At 43.0% G+C, this 24151-nt stretch carries 20 protein-coding genes and 1 pseudogene; 13 read left to right on the plus strand and 8 right to left on the minus strand.

Going from position 1 to position 24151, the window contains the following annotated elements:
* Position 1: 1 nt before the first annotated feature.
* From E8L90_RS04730 to E8L90_RS04755, 6 genes are all read left to right on the plus strand, one after another.
* The gene (locus tag E8L90_RS04730) at positions 2-1708 is read left to right on the plus strand and encodes a DAK2 domain-containing protein (protein WP_137028209.1); all 1707 of its coding nucleotides are present in this window, start codon (positions 2-4) and stop codon (positions 1706-1708) included.
* A 47-nt stretch (positions 1709-1755) separates the two neighbouring features.
* A complete protein-coding gene (locus tag E8L90_RS04735; protein WP_137028210.1) occupies positions 1756-2613 on the plus strand; it encodes a DegV family protein in 858 nt (285 codons plus the stop codon).
* Between the two features lie 289 nt (positions 2614-2902).
* Positions 2903-3568, plus strand: a complete 666-nt coding sequence (gene sdaAB / locus E8L90_RS04740; RefSeq protein WP_137028211.1) for an L-serine ammonia-lyase, iron-sulfur-dependent subunit beta — start codon at positions 2903-2905, stop codon at positions 3566-3568.
* 38 nt (positions 3569-3606) lie between these two features.
* The gene (gene sdaAA, locus E8L90_RS04745; RefSeq protein WP_088908296.1) at positions 3607-4491 is read left to right on the plus strand and encodes an L-serine ammonia-lyase, iron-sulfur-dependent, subunit alpha; all 885 of its coding nucleotides are present in this window, start codon (positions 3607-3609) and stop codon (positions 4489-4491) included.
* Position 4492: 1 nt separating this feature from the next.
* The gene (gene recG / locus E8L90_RS04750) at positions 4493-6547 is read left to right on the plus strand and encodes an ATP-dependent DNA helicase RecG (RefSeq protein ID WP_137028212.1); all 2055 of its coding nucleotides are present in this window, start codon (positions 4493-4495) and stop codon (positions 6545-6547) included.
* Between the two features lie 158 nt (positions 6548-6705).
* On the plus strand, positions 6706-8205 hold the full coding sequence (locus E8L90_RS04755) for a hypothetical protein (RefSeq protein WP_137033269.1): 1500 nt from the start codon (positions 6706-6708) through the stop codon (positions 8203-8205).
* Here E8L90_RS04755 and E8L90_RS04760 read toward each other — a convergent pair.
* Both E8L90_RS04760 and E8L90_RS04765 read right to left on the minus strand, forming a co-directional pair.
* Entirely contained in the window at positions 8191-8592 is a 402-nt protein-coding gene (locus E8L90_RS04760) for a GNAT family N-acetyltransferase (RefSeq protein WP_244297153.1), read from the minus strand. The two genes, E8L90_RS04755 and E8L90_RS04760, sit on opposite strands and share 15 nt — an antisense overlap.
* A 20-nt stretch (positions 8593-8612) precedes the next feature.
* Positions 8613-8975: a VOC family protein gene (locus E8L90_RS04765; RefSeq protein ID WP_137028213.1), complete on the minus strand. Its 363-nt coding sequence runs from the start codon at positions 8973-8975 to the stop codon at positions 8613-8615.
* Between the two features lie 121 nt (positions 8976-9096).
* Between E8L90_RS04765 and E8L90_RS04770 the strand changes: the two genes are divergently transcribed.
* From E8L90_RS04770 to E8L90_RS04785, 4 genes and pseudogenes are all read left to right on the plus strand, one after another.
* Positions 9097-9966 (plus strand): AraC family transcriptional regulator, encoded by an 870-nt coding sequence (locus tag E8L90_RS04770; RefSeq protein ID WP_137028214.1) that lies wholly within the window; start codon positions 9097-9099, stop codon positions 9964-9966.
* A gap of 172 nt (positions 9967-10138) precedes the next feature.
* Positions 10139-10612, plus strand: a pseudogene (locus tag E8L90_RS04775) (Y-family DNA polymerase); the annotation flags it as partial.
* Positions 10613-10974: 362 nt separating this feature from the next.
* Positions 10975-12009 (plus strand): hypothetical protein, encoded by a 1035-nt coding sequence (locus tag E8L90_RS04780; protein WP_137028215.1) that lies wholly within the window; start codon positions 10975-10977, stop codon positions 12007-12009.
* A complete protein-coding gene (locus tag E8L90_RS04785) occupies positions 11999-13603 on the plus strand; it encodes a hypothetical protein (protein WP_137028216.1) in 1605 nt (534 codons plus the stop codon). The genes E8L90_RS04780 and E8L90_RS04785 overlap by 11 nt, the downstream gene beginning before the upstream one ends.
* 220 nt (positions 13604-13823) lie before the next feature.
* Here the strand turns inward: E8L90_RS04785 and E8L90_RS04790 are convergent, their stop codons facing one another.
* The 3 genes from E8L90_RS04790 to E8L90_RS04800 form a co-directional block, all read right to left on the minus strand.
* Positions 13824-14792: a hypothetical protein gene (locus E8L90_RS04790; protein WP_137028217.1), complete on the minus strand. Its 969-nt coding sequence runs from the start codon at positions 14790-14792 to the stop codon at positions 13824-13826.
* Positions 14793-15360: 568 nt separating this feature from the next.
* Positions 15361-16221 (minus strand): hypothetical protein, encoded by an 861-nt coding sequence (locus tag E8L90_RS04795; protein ID WP_137028218.1) that lies wholly within the window; start codon positions 16219-16221, stop codon positions 15361-15363.
* Positions 16214-17761, minus strand: coding sequence for an AAA family ATPase (locus tag E8L90_RS04800; RefSeq protein ID WP_137028219.1), 1548 nt, complete (start codon positions 17759-17761; stop codon positions 16214-16216). Before E8L90_RS04800 ends, E8L90_RS04795 begins: the two co-directional genes overlap by 8 nt.
* A gap of 671 nt (positions 17762-18432) precedes the next feature.
* Here E8L90_RS04800 and E8L90_RS04805 point away from each other — a divergent pair.
* Both E8L90_RS04805 and E8L90_RS04810 read left to right on the plus strand, forming a co-directional pair.
* Positions 18433-19524, plus strand: coding sequence for a protein kinase domain-containing protein (locus tag E8L90_RS04805; protein WP_244297154.1), 1092 nt, complete (start codon positions 18433-18435; stop codon positions 19522-19524).
* A gap of 233 nt (positions 19525-19757) precedes the next feature.
* On the plus strand, positions 19758-19979 hold the full coding sequence (locus E8L90_RS04810) for a hypothetical protein (protein WP_137028221.1): 222 nt from the start codon (positions 19758-19760) through the stop codon (positions 19977-19979).
* A gap of 368 nt (positions 19980-20347) precedes the next feature.
* Here E8L90_RS04810 and E8L90_RS04815 read toward each other — a convergent pair whose 3' ends face one another.
* A complete protein-coding gene (locus E8L90_RS04815; protein WP_137028222.1) occupies positions 20348-21343 on the minus strand; it encodes a DGQHR domain-containing protein in 996 nt (331 codons plus the stop codon).
* A 141-nt stretch (positions 21344-21484) separates the two neighbouring features.
* Between E8L90_RS04815 and E8L90_RS04820 the strand changes: the two genes are divergently transcribed.
* A complete protein-coding gene (locus tag E8L90_RS04820; RefSeq protein WP_137028223.1) occupies positions 21485-21829 on the plus strand; it encodes a helix-turn-helix domain-containing protein in 345 nt (114 codons plus the stop codon).
* Between the two features lie 50 nt (positions 21830-21879).
* On the opposite strand, the gene E8L90_RS04825 is transcribed toward E8L90_RS04820, so the two are convergent.
* Together E8L90_RS04825 and E8L90_RS04830 are read right to left on the minus strand one after the other, a co-directional pair.
* A complete protein-coding gene (locus E8L90_RS04825) occupies positions 21880-22362 on the minus strand; it encodes a YhjD family protein (RefSeq protein WP_137028224.1) in 483 nt (160 codons plus the stop codon).
* Complete coding sequence (locus tag E8L90_RS04830; RefSeq protein ID WP_137028225.1) at positions 22359-23612, minus strand: DNA polymerase IV; 1254 nt, start codon at positions 23610-23612, stop codon at positions 22359-22361. The genes E8L90_RS04825 and E8L90_RS04830 overlap by 4 nt, the downstream gene beginning before the upstream one ends.
* Between the last annotated feature and the right edge of the window lie 539 nt (positions 23613-24151).

Genomic DNA, 24151 nt, shown 5'->3' on the forward strand with positions numbered 1-24151 from the left:
GTTGGTACATACGCGTCTAGATGGCGTGCTGTTTAGCCGGATGGTTTACCTGGGGGCGAACCTTTTATCCGACAACGTCAGAGTAGTGGATGGATTAAACGTCTTTCCTGTGCCGGATGGCGATACGGGGACAAACATGAATTTGACTTTCTCTTCCGGTGTGGAGGAGCTAACTCGAAAAGAATCCCCCCGAATCACTGAATCAGCAGCTGCTTTGGCAAAAGGTCTGTTAATGGGCGCGCGCGGTAACTCCGGCGTGATTTTGTCCCAGTTATTCCGTGGCTTCAGCAAATCAGTCAATGGAAAAGATGAGGTTAACGCCCGTCAGTTTGCCGATGCCTTGAAAGCTGGTGTTGACTCTGCATATCAAGCAGTGATGAAGCCGGTAGAAGGCACGATTTTGACTGTTGCCCGTGAAGCGGCGGAGATGGCTGTGCGTGCAGCGCGCACGTCAGATGATATTATCTCTGTCATGGAAAAAACATACGAGCAGGCGCAATCTACGCTGTTGCGTACGCCGGAAATGCTGCCTGTTCTAAAAGAAGTGGGCGTAGTCGACTCAGGTGGACAAGGTCTCTTGTTTATTTATGAAGGGTTTTTGCGAGCGTTGCGCGGGGGAGAGCTATCCGCCGATCGTGAGCGTTCGGTACCTACAATCGGTGAGGAAGAGCTGGACAAGCTCATTTCTGAGCAGCATCATGCACAAATCCACATGAAAACAGAAGACATCACGTACGGGTACTGTACGGAGTTCATGGTTCATGTCGAGCATAGCACCGAGCCGAATAAAAAGCCGTTCTCTGAAGCGCTGTTCCGTAGCCATCTGGATACGATGGGCGATTCACTACTCGTCGTCTCTGATGATGAAGTCGTCAAGGTACATATTCATGCAGAGCATCCGGGAAGCGTACTGCAATACGCTCAGCAATTCGGCAGTCTGCATCGATTGAAGATAGAAAACATGCGCGAGCAGCATGCGAACATTCTCAAAGCGGAAGAGAGCAAAGGACACGCGAAGCCAGAAACAGTTGCTCAACCTGCAACAGAGCTGCTTCCATACGGATTGATCGCGGTCGCTGCTGGTGAGGGAATCGCTACGATTCTGCGCAGCATGGGTGTGCATGTGGTAGTAGAGGGCGGCCAAACGATGAACCCGAGCACAGAGGACTTCATGAAGGCCATCGCAGGACTGAACGCCCAGCACATCATCATCCTGCCAAACAACAGTAATATCATCATGGCAGCACAGCAGGCATCCGAGCTCGCAGAAGTTCCTGTTTCTGTCGTACCGACGAAGAGCATTCCGCAGGGATTGGCAGCACTAGTCAGCTTCCGTGCAGATGCCCAGCTGGAAGCAAACGTGCAAGCGATGACCAAGGCGATTGCCCAAGTGAAAACAGGAATGGTGACCCACGCGGTTCGCGACACACAAATGGGTGAGGTACAAATCAAAGAAGGCGATTTTATCGGCATGGCTGAGAAAGAAATCGTCACAGCAGGCCCCGACTTGCTAGCTTGCGCAACGACGCTGCTCTTGGGAATGGTGGATGAAAACTCAGAAATCATTACGATATTCTTAGGAGAAGATACGACAGAAGATCAGGCTCATACTTTGGAAAAAGCTTTGTCTGATGCGTACCCGGATGTGGAAGTTGAGATCCAGGCAGGCGGTCAACCGTTGTATCCATTCATCTTTTCTGTCGAGTAAAAGCCAACTTTTTGAACACGAATAAATAGGGAGAGGAGCGATCGAGAATGCCAATTGTGATTCTTACCGACAGCGCGTCTGATATCGATGCGGCTGCGAGGCAGTCATTGGGGATCGTGGCCGTCCCGTTGAAAATCATGTTTGGGGCGGAAACGTATGTGGACGCAGTCACTATCTCGTCTTCGGAGTTTTTCGATAAGCTGAAGCAATCGAGCGTGATGCCGACGACCTCGCAGCCGTCTCCGCTGGAATTTGCCGAAGCGTATAAAGCAATCCATGAGAAATATGGCAAGGACGTGCAAATCATTGCCATACTCTTATCCGGTTCCTTATCGGGGACGTATCAATCAGCGATGATCGCCAAGTCGATGTTGGACGAAAATATCGACATTACGGTGATCGATTCTCGCAAAGCTTCGTTTGTTCATGGAATGATCTGTGTGGAGGCTGCCAAATCCGCTCAAGCAGGCAAGAACAAGGAACAGATTCTGGATCAGATTGATCGTTATTTGGATGAGGTGCAGGTATACTTTATTGTGGATACGCTGGAGTTCCTGCAAAAAGGCGGTCGGATTGGCAAAGCATCTGCCGTCATCGGCTCGCTCTTGAATATCAAGCCGATTTTGACACTGGATCCGGCCGGGTACGTTTCTGCTTTTGACAAGGTAAGAGGGACGAAGAAAGCTCTGAATCGCGTATTTGAAGCTTTGCAGGAATACGCGCAAGGCGAGCCTGTGAAACTTGCTGTGCTGCACAGCAGTGTTCCAGATCAAGCGGCTGAGCTCTTGGAGCGACTCAAGCAAGAGTTTACGGTAACGGATTCTTGGTTGGAACAGATTGGTCCCGTGATCGGTACGCATACAGGTCCAGGTCTACTCGGGATCGTCATGGTAAAAGACAGGTAAGGCATATATGGTATGGAGAGGAGCTTCCCTGAGGTAGGGGGCTTCTTTTTTATACGTGAAAAATAAGGGGGAGGTTTTGGTGAATAAGGATGAAGTGTACACGCTTCCTTGACGACCCCCTTTCTTTTCAGAGGGAGTTTTTTCATATAACCTGATTTGACCGCATGTTGTCAGCATAAATCGGTTATGATTGCTTTACGTACAGTTTCCTCTGTAGCGCTTTCAAAGGCTGTAGGATACAATGAAAGTGAATCTTGCCCCACCCCTTGTGATTCAGGAGGAGAACCGGTTGAAATACAAAAGCGTATTTGATATTATCGGCCCAATCATGGTTGGACCATCTAGCTCCCATACGGCTGGTGCAGCCCGTATCGGGCGTGTGGCTCGCAAGCTGTTTGGCAGAATGCCTTTGCGAGCAGAAATTGTTTTTTACGGCTCATTTGCAAAAACGTATCAAGGACATGGTTCTGATGTGGCGACAGTGGCAGGAATTCTTGACTTTGACACGTCGGATTTGCGCCTGAAAAATTCGCTGGTGATTGCAGAAAAGGCTGGCATGGAAGTGGAGTTGTCCACTTCTGAGGTTTTGACAGAGCACCCGAACACGGCGCGGATCAAGCTATCTGATGATGAGCATCAGATTGAACTCGTTGGTGTTTCCATTGGTGGCGGGAAGATCGAAGTGTTGGAAGTGAACGGGTTTTCCTTTCAGTTGGGCTTCGATACACCGACGCTCTTGGTTTTGCATGAAGATCGCTTTGGGATGATTGCGGCTGTGGCAAAGGTACTGACCCAGCACAACATTAATGTGGGACTCATGGAAGTGTCTCGACACACACGCGGTTCGCGTGCTTTGATGGCAATCGAAACGGATTCGACGATCTCCCCGGAAGTCCTGGAGGAAATTCGGCAAATCCCCCATATCTTTGACGTATCCCTGCTCGCAATGAACTAAGCAAGAGGACGAGCAGGATTAGAGGAGTGAACAACCAGATGTTTCGTAATGTGGCTGAACTAGTAGAGTTGGCCGAATCCCAGGGAAAGAAGATCTCCCAGGTGATGATTGAAGCAGAAATGGAAGTTTCCCAGCGCAGCCGGGATGCCATTATGCAAGATATGTACGCCAACCTTGATGTGATGGAAAAAGCAGTGCGTCGCGGGCTTACCGAAGATATTCGCTCGCATAGCGGGTTGACGGGCGGCGATGCGAAAAAGCTGCAAACATATATGGAGACCAAGACGTTTTTGTCCGGTCCCACACTTTTGAATGCCGTCTCAATGTCTGTGGCGGTTAACGAAGTAAACGCAGCAATGGGTACGATTGTCGCAACGCCTACAGCAGGAGCATGCGGCATTGTACCAGGGACGTTGTTTGCCGTATCTGACAAGCTGCAGCCAACCCGTGAGGAAATGGTCAACTATTTGTTCACAGCAGGCGCTATTGGGTATTGCATTGCCAATAACGCATTCATTTCGGGTGCAGCGGGTGGTTGCCAGGCAGAGGTAGGTTCTGCAACAGCTATGGCTGCTGCGGCGATTGTAGAAATGGCTGGCGGTACCCCTGAGGAATCTGCCCAAGCAGTGGCGATCGCGTTGAAAAATATGCTTGGTCTGGTCTGTGACCCCGTAGCCGGACTGGTTGAAGTGCCATGTGTGAAACGAAATGCGATGGGAGCAGCGATTGCGACGGTAGCCGCAGATATGGCAATGGCAGGCATCAAGAGCGTAATCCCGACAGATGAAGTCATCGATGCCATGTACCGAATCGGTTGCGCCATGCCGACTACGCTGAAGGAAACCGCACAGGGTGGTCTTGCTGCTACGCAAACGGGCCGCATGATCGAAGCCAAAGTGTTCGGCGTACGGATGGAGAAGTAAGATGGCTGGTGCATATCAATCGCCCGTCTCCCTTTTGCACGGGGTAGGGGAAGAGCGGGCGAAGGCATTTGCAGGACTGGGAATCAACAGTATTGGTGATTTGCTGGAGTATTTCCCGTCTCGCTACGAAGATTACCGTGTGCGCGATCTGACAGAAGTAAAAGACGGAGAGAGGGTCACGCTGGCAGGTACGGTGTACGGCGAACCCTCTGTTCGTTTTTATGGAAAAAGAAAATCACGCCTGTCCGTCAAGGTTGTCATGGATCGTGTCGTGGTGACGGCTGTCTGGTTCAATCAGACGTTTGTCAAAAGCAGGCTGTCGCCAGGCAAGGAAATACTCGTTACAGGAAAATGGGACAAGCACAAGCTCCAAATCACTGTGAGCGAAATGACAGAAGTAGACTCCGAACGCGCGACAAAACGAGGCGAGCTCGCCCCTGTCTATCCACTTGGCGGCGATATGACGCATACACTGCTGCGCAAAACCATTCAACTGGCGTTGCGTCAATACGGCAAGGAGATTCCTGAGATCCTTCCTGCGGATATTGTGGAGCGCTACCGACTGATGCCGCGGATTCATGCCTTTCATTCGATTCATTTTCCGGAAAATGCGGAAGATGGTCGTCAAGCACGGCGACGGATTATGTTCGAGGAGCTTTTCTTATTCCAGCTGAAAATGCAAACACTTCGCAAGATTAATCGGCAGCAAACGGAAGGCGTTGCTTTGGCAATTCCGATGGAAGAGGTACGGGAATTTGTCAAAGGGCTACCGTTCCCGCTGACAGATGCGCAGAAACGAGTAGTAAAAGAAATATTGGATGACATGCGGGCCCCTCATTCGATGAATCGGCTGTTGCAAGGGGACGTAGGCTCGGGGAAAACCGTCGTAGCTGCCATCGCGCTGATTGCTGCGGTGAAAGCAGGTTATCAGGGAGCGCTGATGGTACCGACGGAGATTCTCGCCGAGCAGCATGTGCAGTCATTGACGAAGCTTTTATCCGATTACGGCATTCAGGTCGCGCTCTTGTCAGGCTCCTTGACCGCTAAACGGAGACGCGAAGTCATCGGCTCTCTGCAAATGGGGTTAATCGATGTCGTGGTTGGTACCCATGCGCTCATTCAAGAAGATGTCTTTTTCTCCCGTCTTGGTCTCGTGATTACGGACGAGCAGCATCGATTCGGTGTGGAGCAGCGGCGAATTTTACGGAATAAAGGCTTGTCACCTGATGTCTTGTTTATGACTGCAACGCCAATTCCGAGAACACTGGCAATTACGGCATTTGGCGACATGGACGTCTCGACGATTGATCAAATGCCTGCGGGGCGCAAACCGATTGAGACGACATGGAAAAAGCATGATCAGTTTCCGGCTGTGCTGGAGCAAATGCGGGATGAGCTGCGCAAAGGACGACAGGCCTACGTGATTTGTCCGCTCATTGAGGAGTCGGAAAAGCTCGATGTGCAAAATGCGATTGATGTCCATGCTCAGCTCACACACATTTTCCCTGAATTCGGCGTAGGCCTAATGCATGGGCGACTGCCAGCGAAGGAAAAGGATGCAGTCATGCAAGCCTTTCTGGCGGCAGAGCATGCTGTCCTGGTCAGTACAACGGTCGTAGAGGTTGGAGTAAATGTGCCGAATGCTACCTATATGGTCATTTATGATGCGGAGCGGTTTGGTCTTGCTCAGCTTCACCAATTGCGTGGGCGGGTAGGACGTGGCTCTGAACAGTCGTATTGTGTGTTGATCGCCGATCCGAAATCCGAGATTGGAAAAGAGCGGATGCGTGTCATGTGCGAGACGACGGATGGATTTGAGCTGTCGCAGCGCGATTTAGAATTGCGCGGACCGGGTGATTTTTTCGGTACAAAGCAGAGCGGCTTGCCGGAGTTTAAAGTCGCTGATTTATTAAGTGATTACAAAGCGCTGGAGGTAGCAAGACAGGAGACTGTCAAGCTGGTAACAGAGGACTCCTTCTGGCGCGACGAAAAGTATCACTGGCTGCGAGACTATTTAAAGAATGAGGGCGTGCTGGACGGCGTCGTCTTCGATTAGGAAAGGAAGCCTTCCCACTTCAAAAGCGTGTGGGGAGGCTTTTTCTTTTTTGTGAGGTGAAACTTTAAGCAGGGTATCGACGTCTATCCTCTGTAAGGTAAATTTTTCTAGGAAGAGAGGCGAGTTTTTTGTCTTTGCGAAAAATCCGGGGAATGAGTATGTCCATTGTGTTCGCATTGCTTATCATGACAGGATCTGACTTCGCGCAAGCAACCTCCACGGACAGTCGGATTGCTCAGACTGGCCCATCCCATACCACCAGCCAAACAACAAAGGAATGGAAGCAAAAGGAACTGCCTTTCGACTACGCGGCGATGAAAGAAGACGTAGTCATTCAGCTAAACGATGCTCCGCAACTCCGCTCTCCTCGAAGAGCGGTCGTGGGACCTGCACCACAGGCGTACACCCTCTTTTTTAAAGAAGCTGTGAACCCCGGAACAGTCGAAGCGGCCATCCGCAAAAATGCTCAGGAAGAGACCAAAAAAGTGGACTTGGGTTTCGTGGAGCCGATTTTTACGTTTCACTGGGTGCACGACCGCCAACTTCAATTGCTGGCTACCCTTCCTGACACGCTTGCCAAAGACAGAAGCTGGACGGAATATGTTATAAACGTAGCAGGAGCGAAGACGGTAAAGGGAACTGTGTTTGACGATACGAATAATTTCTCGTCGGTGGTGTTTGCTCCGTCTCAGATTTGGCGAGTCTCCGTCGATGGCAAGGTGAAAGAAAAAATGACGGACTTTGCCGTCAGGACTCCCATGGAGTTTATCGACCCTGAGGAACGGTATGTGTTGCTGGAGCGATTTACAGAATATTGCGAGTGCGACGCGCGTTTCCCTATGCTGTATTCGATTTATGACACACAGACAAAAGAGCTGACTGCTTATCCAGTGGAGCTGACTGACAACTATAGCGGTGCAGGCGACTTCATGGCAGATCGCCGCGGTTTCTTTTTCGCTCATCCACCAAAAGGGACAGAAGTACCGAAAAGCGACTTTGCCACTCGTATCAAGGTAGATGGATACGTACATGGAGCCAGCTTTAGCCATGATCGCAAGCATGTATTGATGGCAGTAGGCAAGACCGAACAGAAAAAAGATCTCGATCTGGTCGTGTACGATTTGGCGACTGCAAAAGAACGGCGCCTCCCAGGTGTAATCAAAGGATGGGTTCCAACAGATGAGATGAATGGGCAAGTCCAGCCCGTCAGTTTTATCGATGATGGACGCTACGCGACGTTTGAAATGAGAACAGAGGAAGAAAGCTTTGAGGAGCTTCGTCAACGCTACGATTGGCAGTCAGGCAAGGTGATCAGCTGGAATCCACCCGTTCCCAAAGAAGCTTGGTCTGGCTATATCCAGTCGACAGATGGCGCTTATCAAATGTATTGGAATGCAGGGGTGTTTAAGGGCGACGTCAAGCTAAAGGAAATGAAGCCAGAAGCGGTATGGATTCCAGGCACTCACCATTTGGTTTATATCGATTGGGAAAAAGCGGAACAAGGAGCGGAGTCCGTGTCGTCGCTCTTCCTGTTCGATGCTGATCGTAAGCAACAATCTGTGCTGGTGAAAGGACTGCCAACGAGTGTATCTATTTTGGGTGCTAGCAACGACGGCAAATGGCTGTATGTCACGACTCCCGAGCTACTTGCCCCTTAGCATGTGAAACCCTTCCGATAGGTAAAGGCTGCGGTCGTTCATTTCTTTTACATCCAGCCAGAGTCGAGGGGCTTTTTGCTCGATGAATGCCGAATGCTTGATCTGACGCAGGATGTTGCGACCGTTGCCTTCGCCCTTTACTGCGATTGTAATACACATGAGTTCAATACTTTGATGAGGATTGGTCAACCCGGCGATGATGACGTAGCCGACGGGGTGGCCTGTTTCTTTTTTTCGGCAATCATATGGAGGATGTCCGGGCTGCCAAGTGCGTGGTGGTACCGCTCTTCGCTCCACGGGATAATGAACGGTATTCTCTGGCGCATTTTCTACTTCGCATACGAATGGAATGTCTGCCGGTGTCGTGCGGCGTAAGTGGATGGTCATGCGTGTTTCTCCTTTTCAGCTTAACATTTGCATACCATAATCAGATTGCCGTCGGGATCGCGGAAGTTGAACCAGTGACCATGCTGGACAGGAACGACGACTTCCACTCCGTTCTCCTTGAGAAATGCATAAGAGGCTTCGATATCCTGTGTGTTGAAATGAAATAAGGGAGCATCATCTGTGATGCGCTTCGGAAAGATTTTGCTGTCTAGAACGAGCGACAGTCCGTTTTGTAAGGGAATGCAGTATATATGTCCGACTATAATCTCACCGTCCGCGGGAAGGCCCAAGAGACGGCAGTACCAGTCGCGTGCGCGTTCGATATCGCTGACGGCTACAAAAATGGCTCCGATTTGGGGGAGCAGCGGGGAAGCGGTTTTCATTGTGAGAAAGCTCCTTTCAGTAGGCGTTTTTCACAAGGTCGCCCCGACATCATCGTGCACGAAATGTCGGATCGCCTGATTTTGCTTCTGCTATTCTGAGGGGGAAAGGGAGGTCATTACCATGGATTTGCTTGCAAAGCTGAATGAAGCTCTGGACTATATCGAAGACAATTTGACCAGCGAGATTGACTACAAAGAAATCGCCCGGGTGGCTTGCTGCTCCGAGTATCACTTCAAAAGGATGTTTTCTTTTCTTGCTGGTGTTCCGCTATCCGAGTACATCCGGCGTCGGCGCATTACGCTTGCAGCTTTTGAGCTTGCGGACAGCAACGAGCGGGTCATTGACATTGCGATCAAATACGGATACGGATCGGCTGATTCCTTTGCCAGAGCTTTTCAGAATGTGCATGGCGTCACTCCGACAGAAGCCAGACACATTGGCCATTCCTTGAAGGCTTATCCGCGAATGACCTTTCATCTATCCATTAAAGGAGGCAATGCCATGAACTACCGTATGGAAGAAAAAGAGGCATTTCGCATTGTGGGTCTGAAAAAAAGAGTCCCGTTGATTTACCGTGGAGTTAATCCAGAGATTGCGGCCATGTGGGCTTCATTAGATATGGCGAGGATTCAACAACTAAAATCGCTATCCGATGTTGAACCACTTGGACTGATCAGTGCGTCCACGAACTTTTCAGAAGGTCGGCTGGAATATGGCGAGCTCGATCACTATATCGGCGTAGCCACTACAGCAGATTGTCCTGATAATCTGGCAGTACTCGAAGTTCCTGCTTCCACCTGGGCGGTATTCGAAGCAGTGGGTCCTTTTCCTGATACGCTGCAAGATGTCTGGGCCCGGATTTATTCGGAATGGTTTTTATCCTCCGGTTATGAACAGGCTGAGGGTCCAGAGATTTTGTGGAACGAAAATAAAGACACTTCATCCCCGACCTTCCGAAGCGAAATTTGGATTCCTGTCGTGAAAAAGTAACCCCTTCTTGGATTCGCTTTCGCTTGCGGAACACCTACCAACGTGTGCTTATCCGAAAAGAAATAATTACCAACTTTTTTTTACGCGAGACAGGCATAAAAGGGAACGTTTGTTTGCTATAATAAGAACAAAGCAACAAGAGAACATAAGTTCTTATTTAGGGGATGATCGTGTGTCCAATGCGAACAAGCGGGTCGTGTTTTTGATCGACATGCAGAGCTTTTATGCCAGTATCGAGAAAGGGGCCAATCGAGAGCTGCGAAACAAGCCGATTGTCGTCGCAGGTGATCCAGAGCGGCGCAGCGGAGTCGTGCTGGCAGCGTGTCCGATTGCCAAGTCATACGGAGTGGTCGCGGCCGAAGCACTGTGGCAGGCACAGCAAAAGTGTCGCCAGCTCGTCGTTGTTCGTCCGCGCATGGAGATGTACATTCGCATCTCCATGCAAATCACTCGCATATTCGAGGCATTTACTGACAAGGTGGAGCCGTACTCGATCGACGAGCAGTTTCTCGACGTGACAGGCAGCGTCCATCTGTTTGGTGATCCGTTGCAGATGGCTGCACAGATTCGGCAGCGCGTCTGGATGGAGATAGGAATCAACTGTCGGGTAGGCATCGGAGAGAACAAGGTACTGGCCAAAATGGCATGAAGACAGACGAATAATATGTGTACATAATTAAAAACGCTGCTATAGCAAGGGATATATAGACATCTTCGTCTGTACATAATTCAATAACAACTCAACTACTTAGCAGCGCCAAAGAAGTAGTTGAGTTCCACATGGCTCTGTAAAATAGCATAATAGTTTCTATTTTATTAACAAGGTGGCCCTCAGATGGAGGAGCAACCTGTCTAAACCTTTGAATCCGACCTTGATTATAAAATGGCCAGTGAATAAATTGGAGAAAAGAGGAATTTAAAGTGTAATGGCGAAAATATTAATAGTTCTAATGAGCTATAGGAGAAGACCATAATTACATTTTAACGCTGGATTAGAGAGGGATCTAATTGTCATATACAATTCAATCAAGTGAGAAAACTAAGTCTATAGGCTCTGACTTTGAGACAAAGGCATTGTTATATTTGATGAATTTTAGAGATGATAGTCATGAAATTCATTATTTTGTTATTGATTTCTTCAATGACCTCACAGGATTAGATAGACTTTCTAACAAGTCATGGGACCTGCAGTCGAAGGCTGCGAAGAAGAACTTTCAGGGTGATATTGGTAAGGAATTAGTTACTTTATATAAAAACTATTCTTCTAGTTTTAGCTTTGACCACTATATTCTTTTTCTAGGTGGAATCGCAGATTCAATCAGATTAGATAATTCGAAGAATATATTCGATATTTGCAATATAAAATCTCAGTCGCTTACAAAAATAGAAAATTCACTTCTAAAAGAATGTATAAAGAAAACGTATATTACTGCGGAGAAAGCAAGCTTAACTGAAATAAAGAAGTTTTTAACAAGAGTAATTTTTGTAATTGATGACAAAGAGAAGAGTGAATACATTAAAAGTATAATCAAAGTGAATCCTCTTATTATTCCATCTGATACTGTATTAGAACAAATTTTCAACCAAATTCGAGATGTACAGTCCTCAAAAAAAAATAACAACATGGTTGAAGGTATTGTGTTGCAAACTAAAGATGAGTTTATTTTCTATAACAGGCATTTAACAAATCAAGAAATAAAAATGATGGTCTTAAATCGTATTATTAATAACAACATCTTGCAAAGAGGCGTTACACCTTCGTTCATACCTGTGTTCAATCGAATACCGGCAACAGAGCAAAAAGATATGTTGGAAGATTGTCAGCACAGTATTGCAAGAACAATTTTTGATAAAAACAATTCCGAAAATTTTTGGAACCTTTTTAATGATATTTATGAGATTATAACTAGTAACAAGACTCTTTCTATTGATTTGGCATATAGGTTGGTAAACAGAGAATTGCTTGAAAAGTTACCATTTTTGAATATGATTTCAGTAATCTATTTCATGGCAGTAATTAAGGACGGTATTTATGATAATTAAAAAAGTGTTAATTGGAAACAATAGTGAAGCATTTATGGAAGAGAGATTTTCCTCTGGGGTTAATATTATCTCGAGTGACGATAACAATAAAGGTAAAACAATTGTAATACAATCAATGATGTATGCATTAGGAAACGATCCAATTTTCCCTTCTTCCTTCAGAGTTAAAAATTATTACTTTATTGTTGAACTGGAAATATCTAAGAATGAATTGGTGTCAATATGCAGAAAAGGAAATTCATTTATAATTATTTTTAGAGGGAATATTTCAATCTTTGATAACTTATCTGAATTTAAGTATTTTGTTAATAGAAATTTGTTCAATATTCCAACTATACTGAAGGATGGTTCTAAGAAACTTGTTGACCCAATGTTACTTTATCAGATGTTTTTTGTAGGTCAAGATAATAAGGACACTTCAAATATCTTTTTAAACGGATATTATAAGAAAGAAGATTTTGTAAATATGTTATATAGCTATAATGGTATTCTTACCACTTCCAGAGGAGAAAACGAGGAGATAAGGAAGAAAATTAAATCAATAGTTAATGAGAAAAAAGTTATTGAGAACAATAATAAAATATTAAAGTCTGCATTTTCGGCAATTGGTATTGCCAGTATGGCAAACGACAGGGAGAAGTTTGAGGCTAAACTTTCTAAGGTTGAGAAGATAAAAAATAGTATTATCCAACTTAACTCAAAGAGAAACAATGCTGCATCGAGGAAGATTAAAAACGAGATTACACTCAAGGAATTACGGTCTCTTAATCAAACACTAAATGCAGGAGAACTTCATTGTTTAGACTGTCATTCCGTAAACGTTGGATATTCAACTGCGGACAGTGCATATACTTTTGATATATCAAGTATTGAAATACGGAATCAGATTTTAACATCCATCGAAGATAAAATCAATGCATACAAAGATGAAATTGATATGATCTCACTAGAAATTAATCGATTTCAAGAAGAGTTGAAATCATTATTATCACAAGATGAAGTAAGTATCGAATCATTGTTAATGTATAAATCTGACCTTGTTAAAGCAAGCGATGCTGATTCAAAATTACTCGCATTAGACAATGAACTTAAGAATCTACATGTTATGTTGAATGAACACGAAACTCTTTCAATAGATGCAGATGCTAAAAAGAAAGAGATGTACTCAATAATAATTGAGAAAATGAATGAATTTTACAAAGCAGTGGATCCCCAAGGCAATATGATATTTAATGACTTGTTTTCCAAAAGGCAATCCGTATATTCTGGGGTAGAAGAAACTGAATTTTATTTATCCAAGTTGTATGCATTACTCTCAGTGCTTAATCATCCATTTCCTATAGTTATGGACTATTTTAGAGATGGTGAGTTATCCTCCAGCAAAGAAAGAAAAGTTCTTGAATTGTTTGGAAAAAGCAAAAATCAAGTTATCTTAACAGTTACTCTAAAGGAACAGGAACTTGGAAAGTACGATAACCATGAATTTATCAATCATATAGACTATACCCCGCACACTCCTTCTAAATTATTAACTACTACATATGTGGATGCATTTTTGGCAGAACTTAAGAAATTTTCATTAAGTTTTGAGTGACGGGAGGGACTTTGAATAAATACCAGATCCGTATCTGATCGGCGAGTTGACTCGCATCACTAAAAACTTTAGAAGATAGTGATCCGGACGGAAACAGATCGGGCGAAAGTCCGAATCGCAAGGAGGCGTTCAATCCAGGCGAAAAATTTTCTTCTTCGAATTCCCTCATTTATATAATGGAACTAAAGAAAAAACAGAGTTTGTGTAATCAAACTCTGTTTTAAATTTTTTTAATGATATGCTTCGGAAGTTGCTTAAAGGAGCCATCTTCATTATTTAAGTAACTCATGACCTGATCAGGAGGAAAATAAATATCTTCGAACCGAAGATGGGGATACGCACTCCAGATATGCGCTAAACCACGTGCATATAATTCCTGTGACCAATCTTCAAATACATCTCCAGAAGGCTGGGTGACGTGGACAACTCGTTCATTATCCGTTTCAATGGTCATATACCGTGGAGGGTAAATGGCTAAAAATTGCTTGTAATTGATTTTGGCATAGATCTCCTTTAATTGGATGGGATGAAGGGTTTTATCTTTATACTTATCAAAATAATTTTCGCCAAATTCTGCTTGAACGCCTGAATCCTCGATACATAGAATAAATCCGATATCGTTCATTTTCATGCCATAAACCGTTTGAAAATAGCTGTCAAAGTAATTGAAGTTTGATTCATCCCAATCCTCAGCCTTATATTCATACATTTTAAATATAAAAATCGAATAAGGTTTTACCGGGATGTATTGAGTTGGAAACCTAATTCCCTGCAATAACATATGCAATGTATGGAATTTTTCCATCGCTTCAGGACTCATAATCGTACCGGCCATCGGGTCCCTTCGATCGATATTGAGAGACAATTTCTTAAAGAATAGACCGTATAGGATTTTGGCAGCCCAGTAAAAGATTTTGTCTTCATCCAACTGTATAAATGAGCCATAACCGCCATCTACGGCTTTCGATATTTCGATTTCCAGTTGAGATAAATGTTCATTGTTGCACGTATTGCAGCAGGGGATTTTTAGCATCCGATAGGGAATTACCGTACCATTTACTAAGGTGATGGTCTGATTCCAAAGATTAAATTTGTGCTGCAGCCATTTTGGAAAGATGTGTTCGTCTGTGTTATTTGTTAGTTCATCGCCGCACAAAAAGCAATGGTTTGGGGAAAGGGGCATGTCCATTTGAAATCACAACCTTTATATTTATCTGTTTTACCTTCCCAATTTTACCATAATTGATAAAATATCAATGGAAAAAGATTCGTAAAAAAAGCTTCACCCGCATGGATCAGCTCAACATTGTGATATTACTTTGGTAGTTATATTAACGATTTTAGGAACAATATATAATTTATCCCAAAATGATATACAAACGGATATTGAAGAAGCCTTGAAAATGTTACTTAAACGAGGTTTCCTTATCAACTAGCGGGTACGATAGTGGAACAAACACAAATAGAGGCTGCTGGTGTTAAAACCGGCAGCCTTTGCAACTAACTGGCAGATTAAGATAACTCTTGGAGAACCCTATTATAAAAAAAGAGTAGGTTCACTAACGGTTTCGATAACGCTAGAAAAAATAGGGTTTCACCTAGTAGGCATGTACAATATGGATTTGATTTTTAGTCTTGTTCGATTGAGTAACTTTCTTATCAACGAACATCAGGAGCACTAAGCGTGGTGACCTGATGCGCCTGAAATAATTAGAGGCTTTCTTCAAAAAAGCTTAAAAGAGAGGGGGCTTAGAAAATTAATGGATGGAGGATTTTAATAATGAGAAACCGACTGAACAGAACCACTCACTCTCAGATAACGCAGAATACAACACGGCATCCCAGGAATTTAGATGCGCTCTATGTCGGCTGCTTGCTTGCTTTTTTAATTCGTTTCTTACACCGTCTGGACCATCTTCAGCTGCCTGTTCCAATAAATATGCGATAGATGCTAACTCTGATCCGGCATGAGACCCATATAGCGTGGCAAGGTTGTATACTTTAAAATGTTGTCTTATGCGAGCCTGTTTAGTCTCTTCCCAATGTTCTGGGGGACTGACAAAGTAGCTTAAAGACACGGGGGTGGTTTGTTCAACTTCTGCATAAAGCCATCGGTCCGTGACAAAAAAGTCATCAAAATAAGGATGAATGGTTACCTCTTTAGCGGAGGCAGGCTGTGTAGCCCTCTTATCAAAATTGCATTCAAAACATGACGGTATCAGATTTACTGGGGTAACGGCTAATGTAGGAAAAGTTGCTTTTGGTAAGAAGTGATCTAAGGTTCTGACCTTTCTGTGACCGCACAATGGACAAGTGTTCTGCGGAGAAGCTGTTCTAATCTTCATATAGTACTCTCGGCCGGGCTGCCCATCCTTAGCCATTTTCGTATTATAAATTTTTTTCATGTCATCACAGCTAACTATTCCTGCAACACTGTTATGTCGATTGATTGTGTGAAGTTCACATTGAGCGGCTTTATCCTCGAATTCTTGTGATGCCCGAATAATCTCTTGTTTACAATCCTCGAGTCGCGCTTTAAATTCTGCATCCTCAATATTACTTATACAAGCAAGAAACACAGTCTCTGGAGAAAAAGTTGGTTTAGGGAGTTTACGCATCTTGATCTGTTTCCTCTCGACGACGTGCTGCTAACAGGTTTCTAATAATCGCTCTAGCCTCTAAACCAAGCTCGTCATTAAAGTAATCAACAACGCTGTCATAGTCACCGAAAGCCTTTACAGCTTTAGAGAGCATTTGATGAAAGCCCGAATGGGTAACCTCTAAATCAAAGACAGCTCTGGTTAAAATGCCAACATTCTCCCCAAATGTCTCTAAATCGGGTCGGTGTGCTGAAGATTCACTCCCTGTTTTCTGAAGGATATAGACACAACTACTAGGTACCTCTTGGAGTACCACAGGAGAATGAGTAGCTACAATAGCAACACCATTCCTCTTAATTAATAGATCTGATAATACGCGTGTAAATGCCGAGAGAAGTGGTGGATGTAGATGCCCTTCAGGTTCATCGAGTACGACCAAGGAACGGTCCTCCACCTTATCTACCAGTTTGGTAATGGTAAGCAATACGATTGCATGACCAGAACTAAGCTTACGAAATAGCACTGGGGCGGTTTTCTTGAATACAGGTTCGTCCATTTGCATAAGTGAAGAAAACTCATATTCTTTAAAAACGGGGTCGGTCTCCAACATTTCTATAGCGTTTAACCATCGGTTTTTTTTAGCTCCAACTCTACACTCCATAAGACTAGTTATTAATTCACGCTGTAGTTCTTCAGGACTTTTTGGTGAAGCAATATACGTATCTCCATTAGTTTTTGGTCGCTTTAGACCTACGTAAGAGTACTGTATTCCTTTATCTTTATTCGATTGTTCGTCCAATGGTTCGGTTTTATCAAAGGCACTGAAGGAAACCGCGACAAGATTAGAGAAAATATTCTCATGGTACATATTCTTAGATGTAAACTCCCCATAAACTTCAGGTTTAGGCGTGATTATAGAATTTATCATATTCGTGAGTAACCGTGTTTTTCCAACACCGTTGCGACCAATTAGGATATGTATATTTGTGGGGGGGTTTGACTCTGGTTCAACCAAAAAATCAAGTTCTAGAGGTGTTTCTCCTTCAAAAGACGGTTCAATGTATTTAAAACGATAACGAGTTAATCTGGCACCACCATTTGCCATATGACGAAACTGTCCCATAACTGTTGTCAGTGTAATACCCCGTAGGAGCGAATCCATAGTTACTCTTTCGTTTAACGCCTTTTCAAACAAAGTAGGATAAAATGCGATATCATTTAACGCCTGAAACACCTTCATTCGAATTTCCTCACCACAGATGTTGTTAAGGTTATCATAATAACTATCATCTTGCCCAAGCGAAAAAAAATTCTCACCTAAACTATCGAAGGATTCAGGAATTTCTGGTCTCCCATAATTTATTGTAGGACTCATACCAAAACGCCCAATTTTAACTCCACCGATATAATGTACGGTGCCCTCTTTGTCGACATAAGCCAAGGTATATAAGGTATGCCATTCACGCCAATCGTTCCAATTGTCATGAATAAGATAAAGTTGCGAATGTGGTGAACTGGGTGGACTAAAACTAGGTGATTTCTTATATTCAATTAACATATGATAATTATCCTCCCTAGAATTTTTGAACAATTTTATAAATATCCATAATGCCAAACGTTACAATTTACGTTAAGAACGTTGTTTTATAGCTACATTTCGATTTTTGAGGCAACAAGGGCATTTAGCCTATAGCTCCATCTTATCGATCTTACATTATCATACTAATTAGTCATTTTGTAGGGTTATGTAGGATGTAACGAAATCCGTGCAGCTTATTTACCAATTCGTACTCAAGGATCTCTGCCCGCTAACCATGCATTGCCCTCGAATTCTAATTAAATGAGCGTTACTTGAAAGGCTGGTGTTTAAGGTTAGTTTCTATTATCTACAATCGTGAATTACTCAAATCTGAATCGGCTACACAATCTATCAAAAGATTTGATAGATTGTCGTCCTGTTCCATTATTCGGCTAAGTAAGAACCATTTAATGAAGCTGTTGCGGGCGGGATAGTGAGATATCGAAGTGGATTTTACCCATTTATAGGATATACAAGTGATATAATGTTATTGTCAAATTTATTATACTAACGGGGGGATCTCTATTCCTACTGATCAAGCCAGATTTCTACAACTAAAACTAAATCAAGTCTCTCAAAGGCATGGTTCGGATAGAGTAGCACTTTTTCGTGGGTTTTATGAAGATATTACTGACGAAAGATTAAAGGAAATGTTTTCAATTTTCCATGCTCAGTTCAACGATTTATTTTCATTTATGAATGATAAAAGCTACGCAACTGGTGGCGGACATTACAATGCTGATGCAAGTAGAGATCTCATTGATCTAATTGAACAGGTCAGAATAGTTCAGTCTACACTCAGAGATGAATTTGCATTTGAGATAAATGACTATTATGAAAAATTAATGGGGAAATGCAGATCTTTTTTATCAAAAAGTAGAGGAAGTACAATCCCGGAAGATTTCCCTTCAATTAATCTTATAGAAGACCAACCTATTTTCATCCTCTCCGAAATTAAATTTATTCCAGGCGTGAAAGCAAGTGTATCAACAAAATTGCGATTTATAGGAGAAGGATCCTACGCAAAAGTATTCAAGTATAAAGACCCTCATTATGGTTCCTTTTTCGCTGTGAAAAGAGCAGAACACGACTTGCGACCCGATGAGTTGGAGCGGTTTAAGAATGAATTTAAAGATCTTAAAACCCTGGATTGCCCCTTCATTATCAAGGCATATAGCTATGATGAAGAAGCAAATGAATATGTCATGGAGTATGCAGACGAGACATTAAGCAAATACATTTATAGGAATAACAGTACACTAACATTTAAAAAAAGGAGGGTTTTGGTAGAACAATTATTTCTTGCATTTAAGTATATTCATTCAACAGGAATACTTCATAGAGACATTAGTTATACGAATATTTTAGTTAAAAATTTCGGAGACAGTTCGACATTATTAAAAGTCTCGGATTTTGGTTTGGTTAAACGCGCAAGCAGCACGCTAACCAGACAGGGGACCGAAATAAAAGGGGCTATCAATGACTACACTGACCTGACCGCAGTTGGTTTTGAAAATTACGAGATAAGACATGAAACATATGCTCTTGGAAAAGTGATTTATTTTATCCTTACTGGCCGATCTAACGGGTATCATCGAGAAAAAAATGATGCGCTGAATGAATTCATATCAAGAGCAATTTCACCTAATAAAGGAATTAGGTTTACTAGTGTAGATGAGATGAGGGATGTATTGGTCGGAAAGGTATATCCTTCTCTTCGAATAAGTGAATTAAGTAAATAAAGTATATTACGATGTTAGATCGTCTTTGGTAAACAATCTGTAGTGTATTATTGGGTCTGGATCGGAAAATGCTACACTGATACAAAATTAATACTTAACAACAGGTGTGAATGGCCATGGAACCATCTATGTGCGTAAAGAGAGCTATAAACGATATGGCGGATCACGGGCAGTTATGCCGTGTCTTGCCGGAAGGAGTCACGCCGGTCACGTCAAGGCGACCAGAGGGAGAGATGCCTATTTCGAGCTCGGTTCCACGCAACAACATAATGGCGATCGAAGATGCGGGCAAGCGTACGATGGAATTTGTCGTGCTGTTCATAACGAACGTGTTCGATGAACCTGAGTTCCATTGGCTCTCCAATCCATATGCCAGCGAGAACAAGGAGCGGTACAGGATTTCTGAGGCCGGTGCGCGGGTGTTCTTCTGGTGGCCAGAGAAAGGCAATGAATAATGATGAGACGTGGGGCTAGTATAATCATTTAGTATCCATAGGAATTCGGTAAAAATGGTAATTGATAAACTGCAGAAGTTCAAACTTGTCCTCTGACAACACTTATCGGAGGATAGGAACATATCCAGTAACGACCGCGATCTCGCGGTTTTTATTTTACTGGTATAATTCTTGCCTGAGAAATGGGAGTTAGTTCTTTGGCATTTACAATTTCAGTGTAAATGGAGCTGGTCAATATTATTGTGGAGAGGAGTTATCATTTGCTTTTCTCATCATATTGAGAATTAGAACTTTTGCAACTGACTTCAATTTTAATATGTCTCTGTAATACGTTAAGAGCCCAGTGCATTGTTTCTGGGCTCTTAGCGTTAACCGATCATTTGCTCTAATAACTCCGAGGCTAGCGTTCTCGAACCACTCAAACCCTTTACATACTTCAATGGCCCCTCACTCGACCACTCGATCCCCTTAAGTTTCTTAATATGACGTGCAGCTGAAGTAAGATCGACTTGTTTACGGGGTTCCTGTATGCAGGTTACAAGAACTTGGGAACCTGCGATTGATAGAGCATCTAAGCATACAATATGTGTTAAGCGTTGGCCTTTATAGTCCATCCATTCTGAAGGGAACAATTCCTTCATTGTAGAGAAATAAAATGTGGCAAGAGAAAGCTTTTCCTCCTTTGTGAAAACACTTAGTTTTTGATTTTTAAACAACAAGCTTAATGTTCGGTATAAGTTTTGAAGTGTAATATGCCTGCTTTTGTTACGTTTGCCGAGGATACTTCCATTATTATGGAAGGGGCTACCGCTCTGGATTAAGAGCTGTGTTGCAACCCAACTAAGTTCATCAGAATCTCTACGTAAATATTTACTTAATGAGGAGCCTATGCCTTTAGCTTTTGTATTAATCGTATCAAAAAGCCTAATCTCCTCATCTTCATCGAGATAATGAAAGGAAAGGAACGGGATGTTTAAATCCGAATTTGTTTCTTGAATGTACCGCTTTATACCCCCTAAACGATGTTGCCCATCCATTAAAGAGGCCTTACCTTTACAGATTAGACGACCATATGCCGGTCGAGCACGATCGTAACAAACAAACTCCCACTTCGATGCAGCGTTGAGTAGGATAGGTGTGAAAAGTGCATCTTCTCCTTTTGAAAGATAAATTGCAAAATCGTGGCTTCTTTTTTGATCGACTGGCCTTTGATATCCTTTACCCGACGGATCATCATATGGCTTTACATAATACAATCCCATTATGGTTGACGCAGATATATTACCCTGATAGGCAATTTTACCTCTGATTTTACTGACTAGAACATTCTCTATAACTACTTGATTTGGAAGTGTTGTGTCCATATTTCATTCTCCTGTAATGACTATAGTATCTTGGTAACAACAATAATAGTTTTTATAAGATCTAAAATCAATTGGTTTTATATGTTATGACTATATTTAATTGCCTGCATGACTTGCCTACTCTTTAAGAGAGGTGGTTTTATGGCAGGGTTAATTAATCAAATCGGGAAACAAATACGTATTCTTCGAAAAAATCGTGGACTTACACAAGAGCAGTTGGGAGAGAAAGTAAAATTACCTCAGTCATATATCGGTGGTGTAGAGCGAGGGGAGAAGAACATCTCAATCGAAACCCTTGAGCGGTTCATTCTTGCTTTAAAAGTTAGCCCTTCTGAGTTATTTGGAACGGAACTACCTTCTGATAAGGAAAAGATTCTGGACTTACTCAAAGTGTTACTTCAAAATCGTAGCTTAAAAGAAATAGAGATCATTTACAACCTATCCAAAGACGTGCTAAGCGCTTTTGATGCCAAAAATGCTGATTAGACTGCTTCAAAAAAGTGGTCTTAAACCGACCACTTTCCGCAGCCGCTGGTCTAGTTGTCGCTATTTCTGAACATATCGGAGACATATTTTGAAATTCGCATACTTATTTCTGCTCGTGCTACATCACGCACTATAGCGAAGGTATCCTCATAACCTCGACACACAAACCGATAATACAGCGCGCTATCTATGCGTTCTTCTTGAAATACTTTAATATTTTTTGCCTTCAGTTTTTTCCTGACCTCACTTAGATCCAGATGGATTCGTGCCATCAATACTTGGGAAGCTTTGAGGTAAAGATTTTTCAATGAATAGGACGAGAGGCCGATTTCTGTACTGTTTTTATCGACTATCGTTAAGATCATCGGCAGAAGAACCGAATCCCTTATTAATTCAAGTTCTTCTTTGCTGGGTAACTCTGGTTTGACCGGCTTTTGTTGCAGATTCTTTCTGCTTAAATATTGTTCTCGGTGTTCTGGAAGCATCATTCGACTAGATTCCCATCGTCCATTATTCTGAAGTTTTTTACTCATCTATAGTGCCCTCCTATTTTCGCACTACGCTCTTGAGCTTGTGCTGCTCCCAATAAAGATGATGCGCGCAAAATCGCTGTGCTTCCGTAGCGATTCTTTATTTGATCTGTGGTGCGTTCTAGCCTTTTGTACCTTTCTCTATTACCGAAGAAGGAAAGTTGGTACTCATCATCACGGCTCAAATTTGATACCACTATTCCAAGTTTTCGAATCGGTTGTTCATCCCAATGGGTATAAAACAACTTCCGAGCTGCTTCAAACACCTCATTGGTTATATTGGTTGGATCGTCAATCGTGATTTGTCTAAAAAATCCCGTAGGTCTGTCAAAGTCAGCACCTTGAGCTCCTACGGATACCACTTTTCCGATGTAGCCTTTGGCACGACAACGGCGACAAACTTCTTCGCTTAACTCAAGCAGTATGACGTCGATATCCTCCTTATGGGAATAGTCACGCGGCAAAGTCGTTTGATGTCCAATAGCTTGTTGATGATCGTGTGTGCCTGGCGTAACTGCGCTTGGGTCTATGCCGTTCGCAGTTTGCCAATACAATTCAGCTTGTATATCACTATTTTTACCCATAACAAGTTTCATTCTACGTTTGAAATCACCAAGTGGAAGTTTGGCTATATCGCCAATTGTCGCAATGCCTATTCGGTTAAAGTGAGCCGTCATCCGTGAACCGACACCGAACATTTTGTTGATGGGCTGAGGCCATAACAGACTATCTATATCGCTTTTAGGAAGTGTGAAGATACCCGTTTCACTTTTTTTAGCCCATATGTCAGTTGCCATTTTCGCCAACATCTTCGTTGAACTTATACCCACCCTAATCCAAACACCGGTAGACATCATTACCTTGACTTGTATTCGTTTTGCAATTTCTTCTGGAGATCCAAAATAAGAAAGCGATCCGGTCACATCCAAAAATTGCTCGTCAATTGAAAATGGCTCAACTAAGTCTGTAAAGGATTCAAAGATCTCAGTAATCATTAGTGATACATCGATATAAGTCTGCATGCGAGGACGTATAACGACTGCATCAGGACATTTAGCGAGAGCCTGACCCAATGTTTCTGCCGTAGTTATTCCAAACTTTTTGGCCACAGGACATGCTGCTAAGACGATGCCTGATCTTCTAGCCGGATCTCCGGCCACAATAACGGGACTATTGCGATATTCTGGACGTGCTGCCTTTTCAACAGATGCATAAAATGATTGGCAATCCGCCAACATTATTACGGGCACCACAATGACACCCCCAAATTAATGCGAAAATATGTTCTTATTATATATCGAATGTACGTTCGTAATACAAGGGATAAATCATCCAGTTCAGGTATTTTTTCCACCCTAATATTTTTCTTCAAGCTCTCAATACAACAATGGTCCCAGAACTCCTGAATAGAGTTCTGGGACCATTGTATGCAAAACCTTGGGCAAAAGGCAAAAGAGGGGTAATCAAATGTAAAATAATTAAAAGAGTCTTTCGCGTAAGAAACAACTGCAAAAATCCAATTATTATTTCGATGAAATTACCAAACTTTCTTGAGATATCTGAATCAGAAACGGCTATTCCTTTGACACTTCACAATTGTACAGCACATACTCATTTAAATTGTGGTCATACCGAACTCCATTGCTATCCATGTAAATTTTATAAACCAGATGACGAAACATATAAAGAACATGAGGCGCAGCTTTTACGATTCATTATTATGGCACTTCAGGATCAGTCACGGGCTAGGTAAAAAATATTGGGAAAAAGAGATGCTTACATTAAAATTCGA

Origin of the sequence: Brevibacillus antibioticus, from assembly GCF_005217615.1 — a bacterium.
Classification (GTDB): domain Bacteria; phylum Bacillota; class Bacilli; order Brevibacillales; family Brevibacillaceae; genus Brevibacillus; species Brevibacillus antibioticus.

What these genes read in the sequence shown, in the direction of transcription:
- sdaAA (WP_088908296.1), top strand. Translation starts at nt 3,607, where the DNA reads ATGTTTCGTAATGTGGCTGAACTAGTAGAGTTGGCCGAATCCCAGGGA.
- E8L90_RS04785 (WP_137028216.1), top strand. Translation starts at nt 11,999, where the DNA reads ATGATAATTAAAAAAGTGTTAATTGGAAACAATAGTGAAGCATTTATG.
- E8L90_RS04790 (WP_137028217.1), bottom strand. Translation starts at nt 14,792, where the DNA reads ATGGACATGCCCCTTTCCCCAAACCATTGCTTTTTGTGCGGCGATGAA.
- E8L90_RS04820 (WP_137028223.1), top strand. Translation starts at nt 21,485, where the DNA reads ATGGCAGGGTTAATTAATCAAATCGGGAAACAAATACGTATTCTTCGA.
- E8L90_RS04765 (WP_137028213.1), bottom strand. Translation starts at nt 8,975, where the DNA reads ATGAAAACCGCTTCCCCGCTGCTCCCCCAAATCGGAGCCATTTTTGTA.
- E8L90_RS04770 (WP_137028214.1), top strand. Translation starts at nt 9,097, where the DNA reads ATGGATTTGCTTGCAAAGCTGAATGAAGCTCTGGACTATATCGAAGAC.
- E8L90_RS04735 (WP_137028210.1), top strand. Translation starts at nt 1,756, where the DNA reads ATGCCAATTGTGATTCTTACCGACAGCGCGTCTGATATCGATGCGGCT.
- E8L90_RS04810 (WP_137028221.1), top strand. Translation starts at nt 19,758, where the DNA reads ATGCCTATTTCGAGCTCGGTTCCACGCAACAACATAATGGCGATCGAA.
- E8L90_RS04805 (WP_244297154.1), top strand. Translation starts at nt 18,433, where the DNA reads ATGTTTTCAATTTTCCATGCTCAGTTCAACGATTTATTTTCATTTATG.
- E8L90_RS04755 (WP_137033269.1), top strand. Translation starts at nt 6,706, where the DNA reads ATGTCCATTGTGTTCGCATTGCTTATCATGACAGGATCTGACTTCGCG.
- recG (WP_137028212.1), top strand. Translation starts at nt 4,493, where the DNA reads ATGGCTGGTGCATATCAATCGCCCGTCTCCCTTTTGCACGGGGTAGGG.
- E8L90_RS04815 (WP_137028222.1), bottom strand. Translation starts at nt 21,343, where the DNA reads ATGGACACAACACTTCCAAATCAAGTAGTTATAGAGAATGTTCTAGTC.
- E8L90_RS04825 (WP_137028224.1), bottom strand. Translation starts at nt 22,362, where the DNA reads ATGAGTAAAAAACTTCAGAATAATGGACGATGGGAATCTAGTCGAATG.
- E8L90_RS04800 (WP_137028219.1), bottom strand. Translation starts at nt 17,761, where the DNA reads ATGTTAATTGAATATAAGAAATCACCTAGTTTTAGTCCACCCAGTTCA.
- E8L90_RS04795 (WP_137028218.1), bottom strand. Translation starts at nt 16,221, where the DNA reads ATGCGTAAACTCCCTAAACCAACTTTTTCTCCAGAGACTGTGTTTCTT.
- E8L90_RS04760 (WP_244297153.1), bottom strand. Translation starts at nt 8,592, where the DNA reads ATGACCATCCACTTACGCCGCACGACACCGGCAGACATTCCATTCGTA.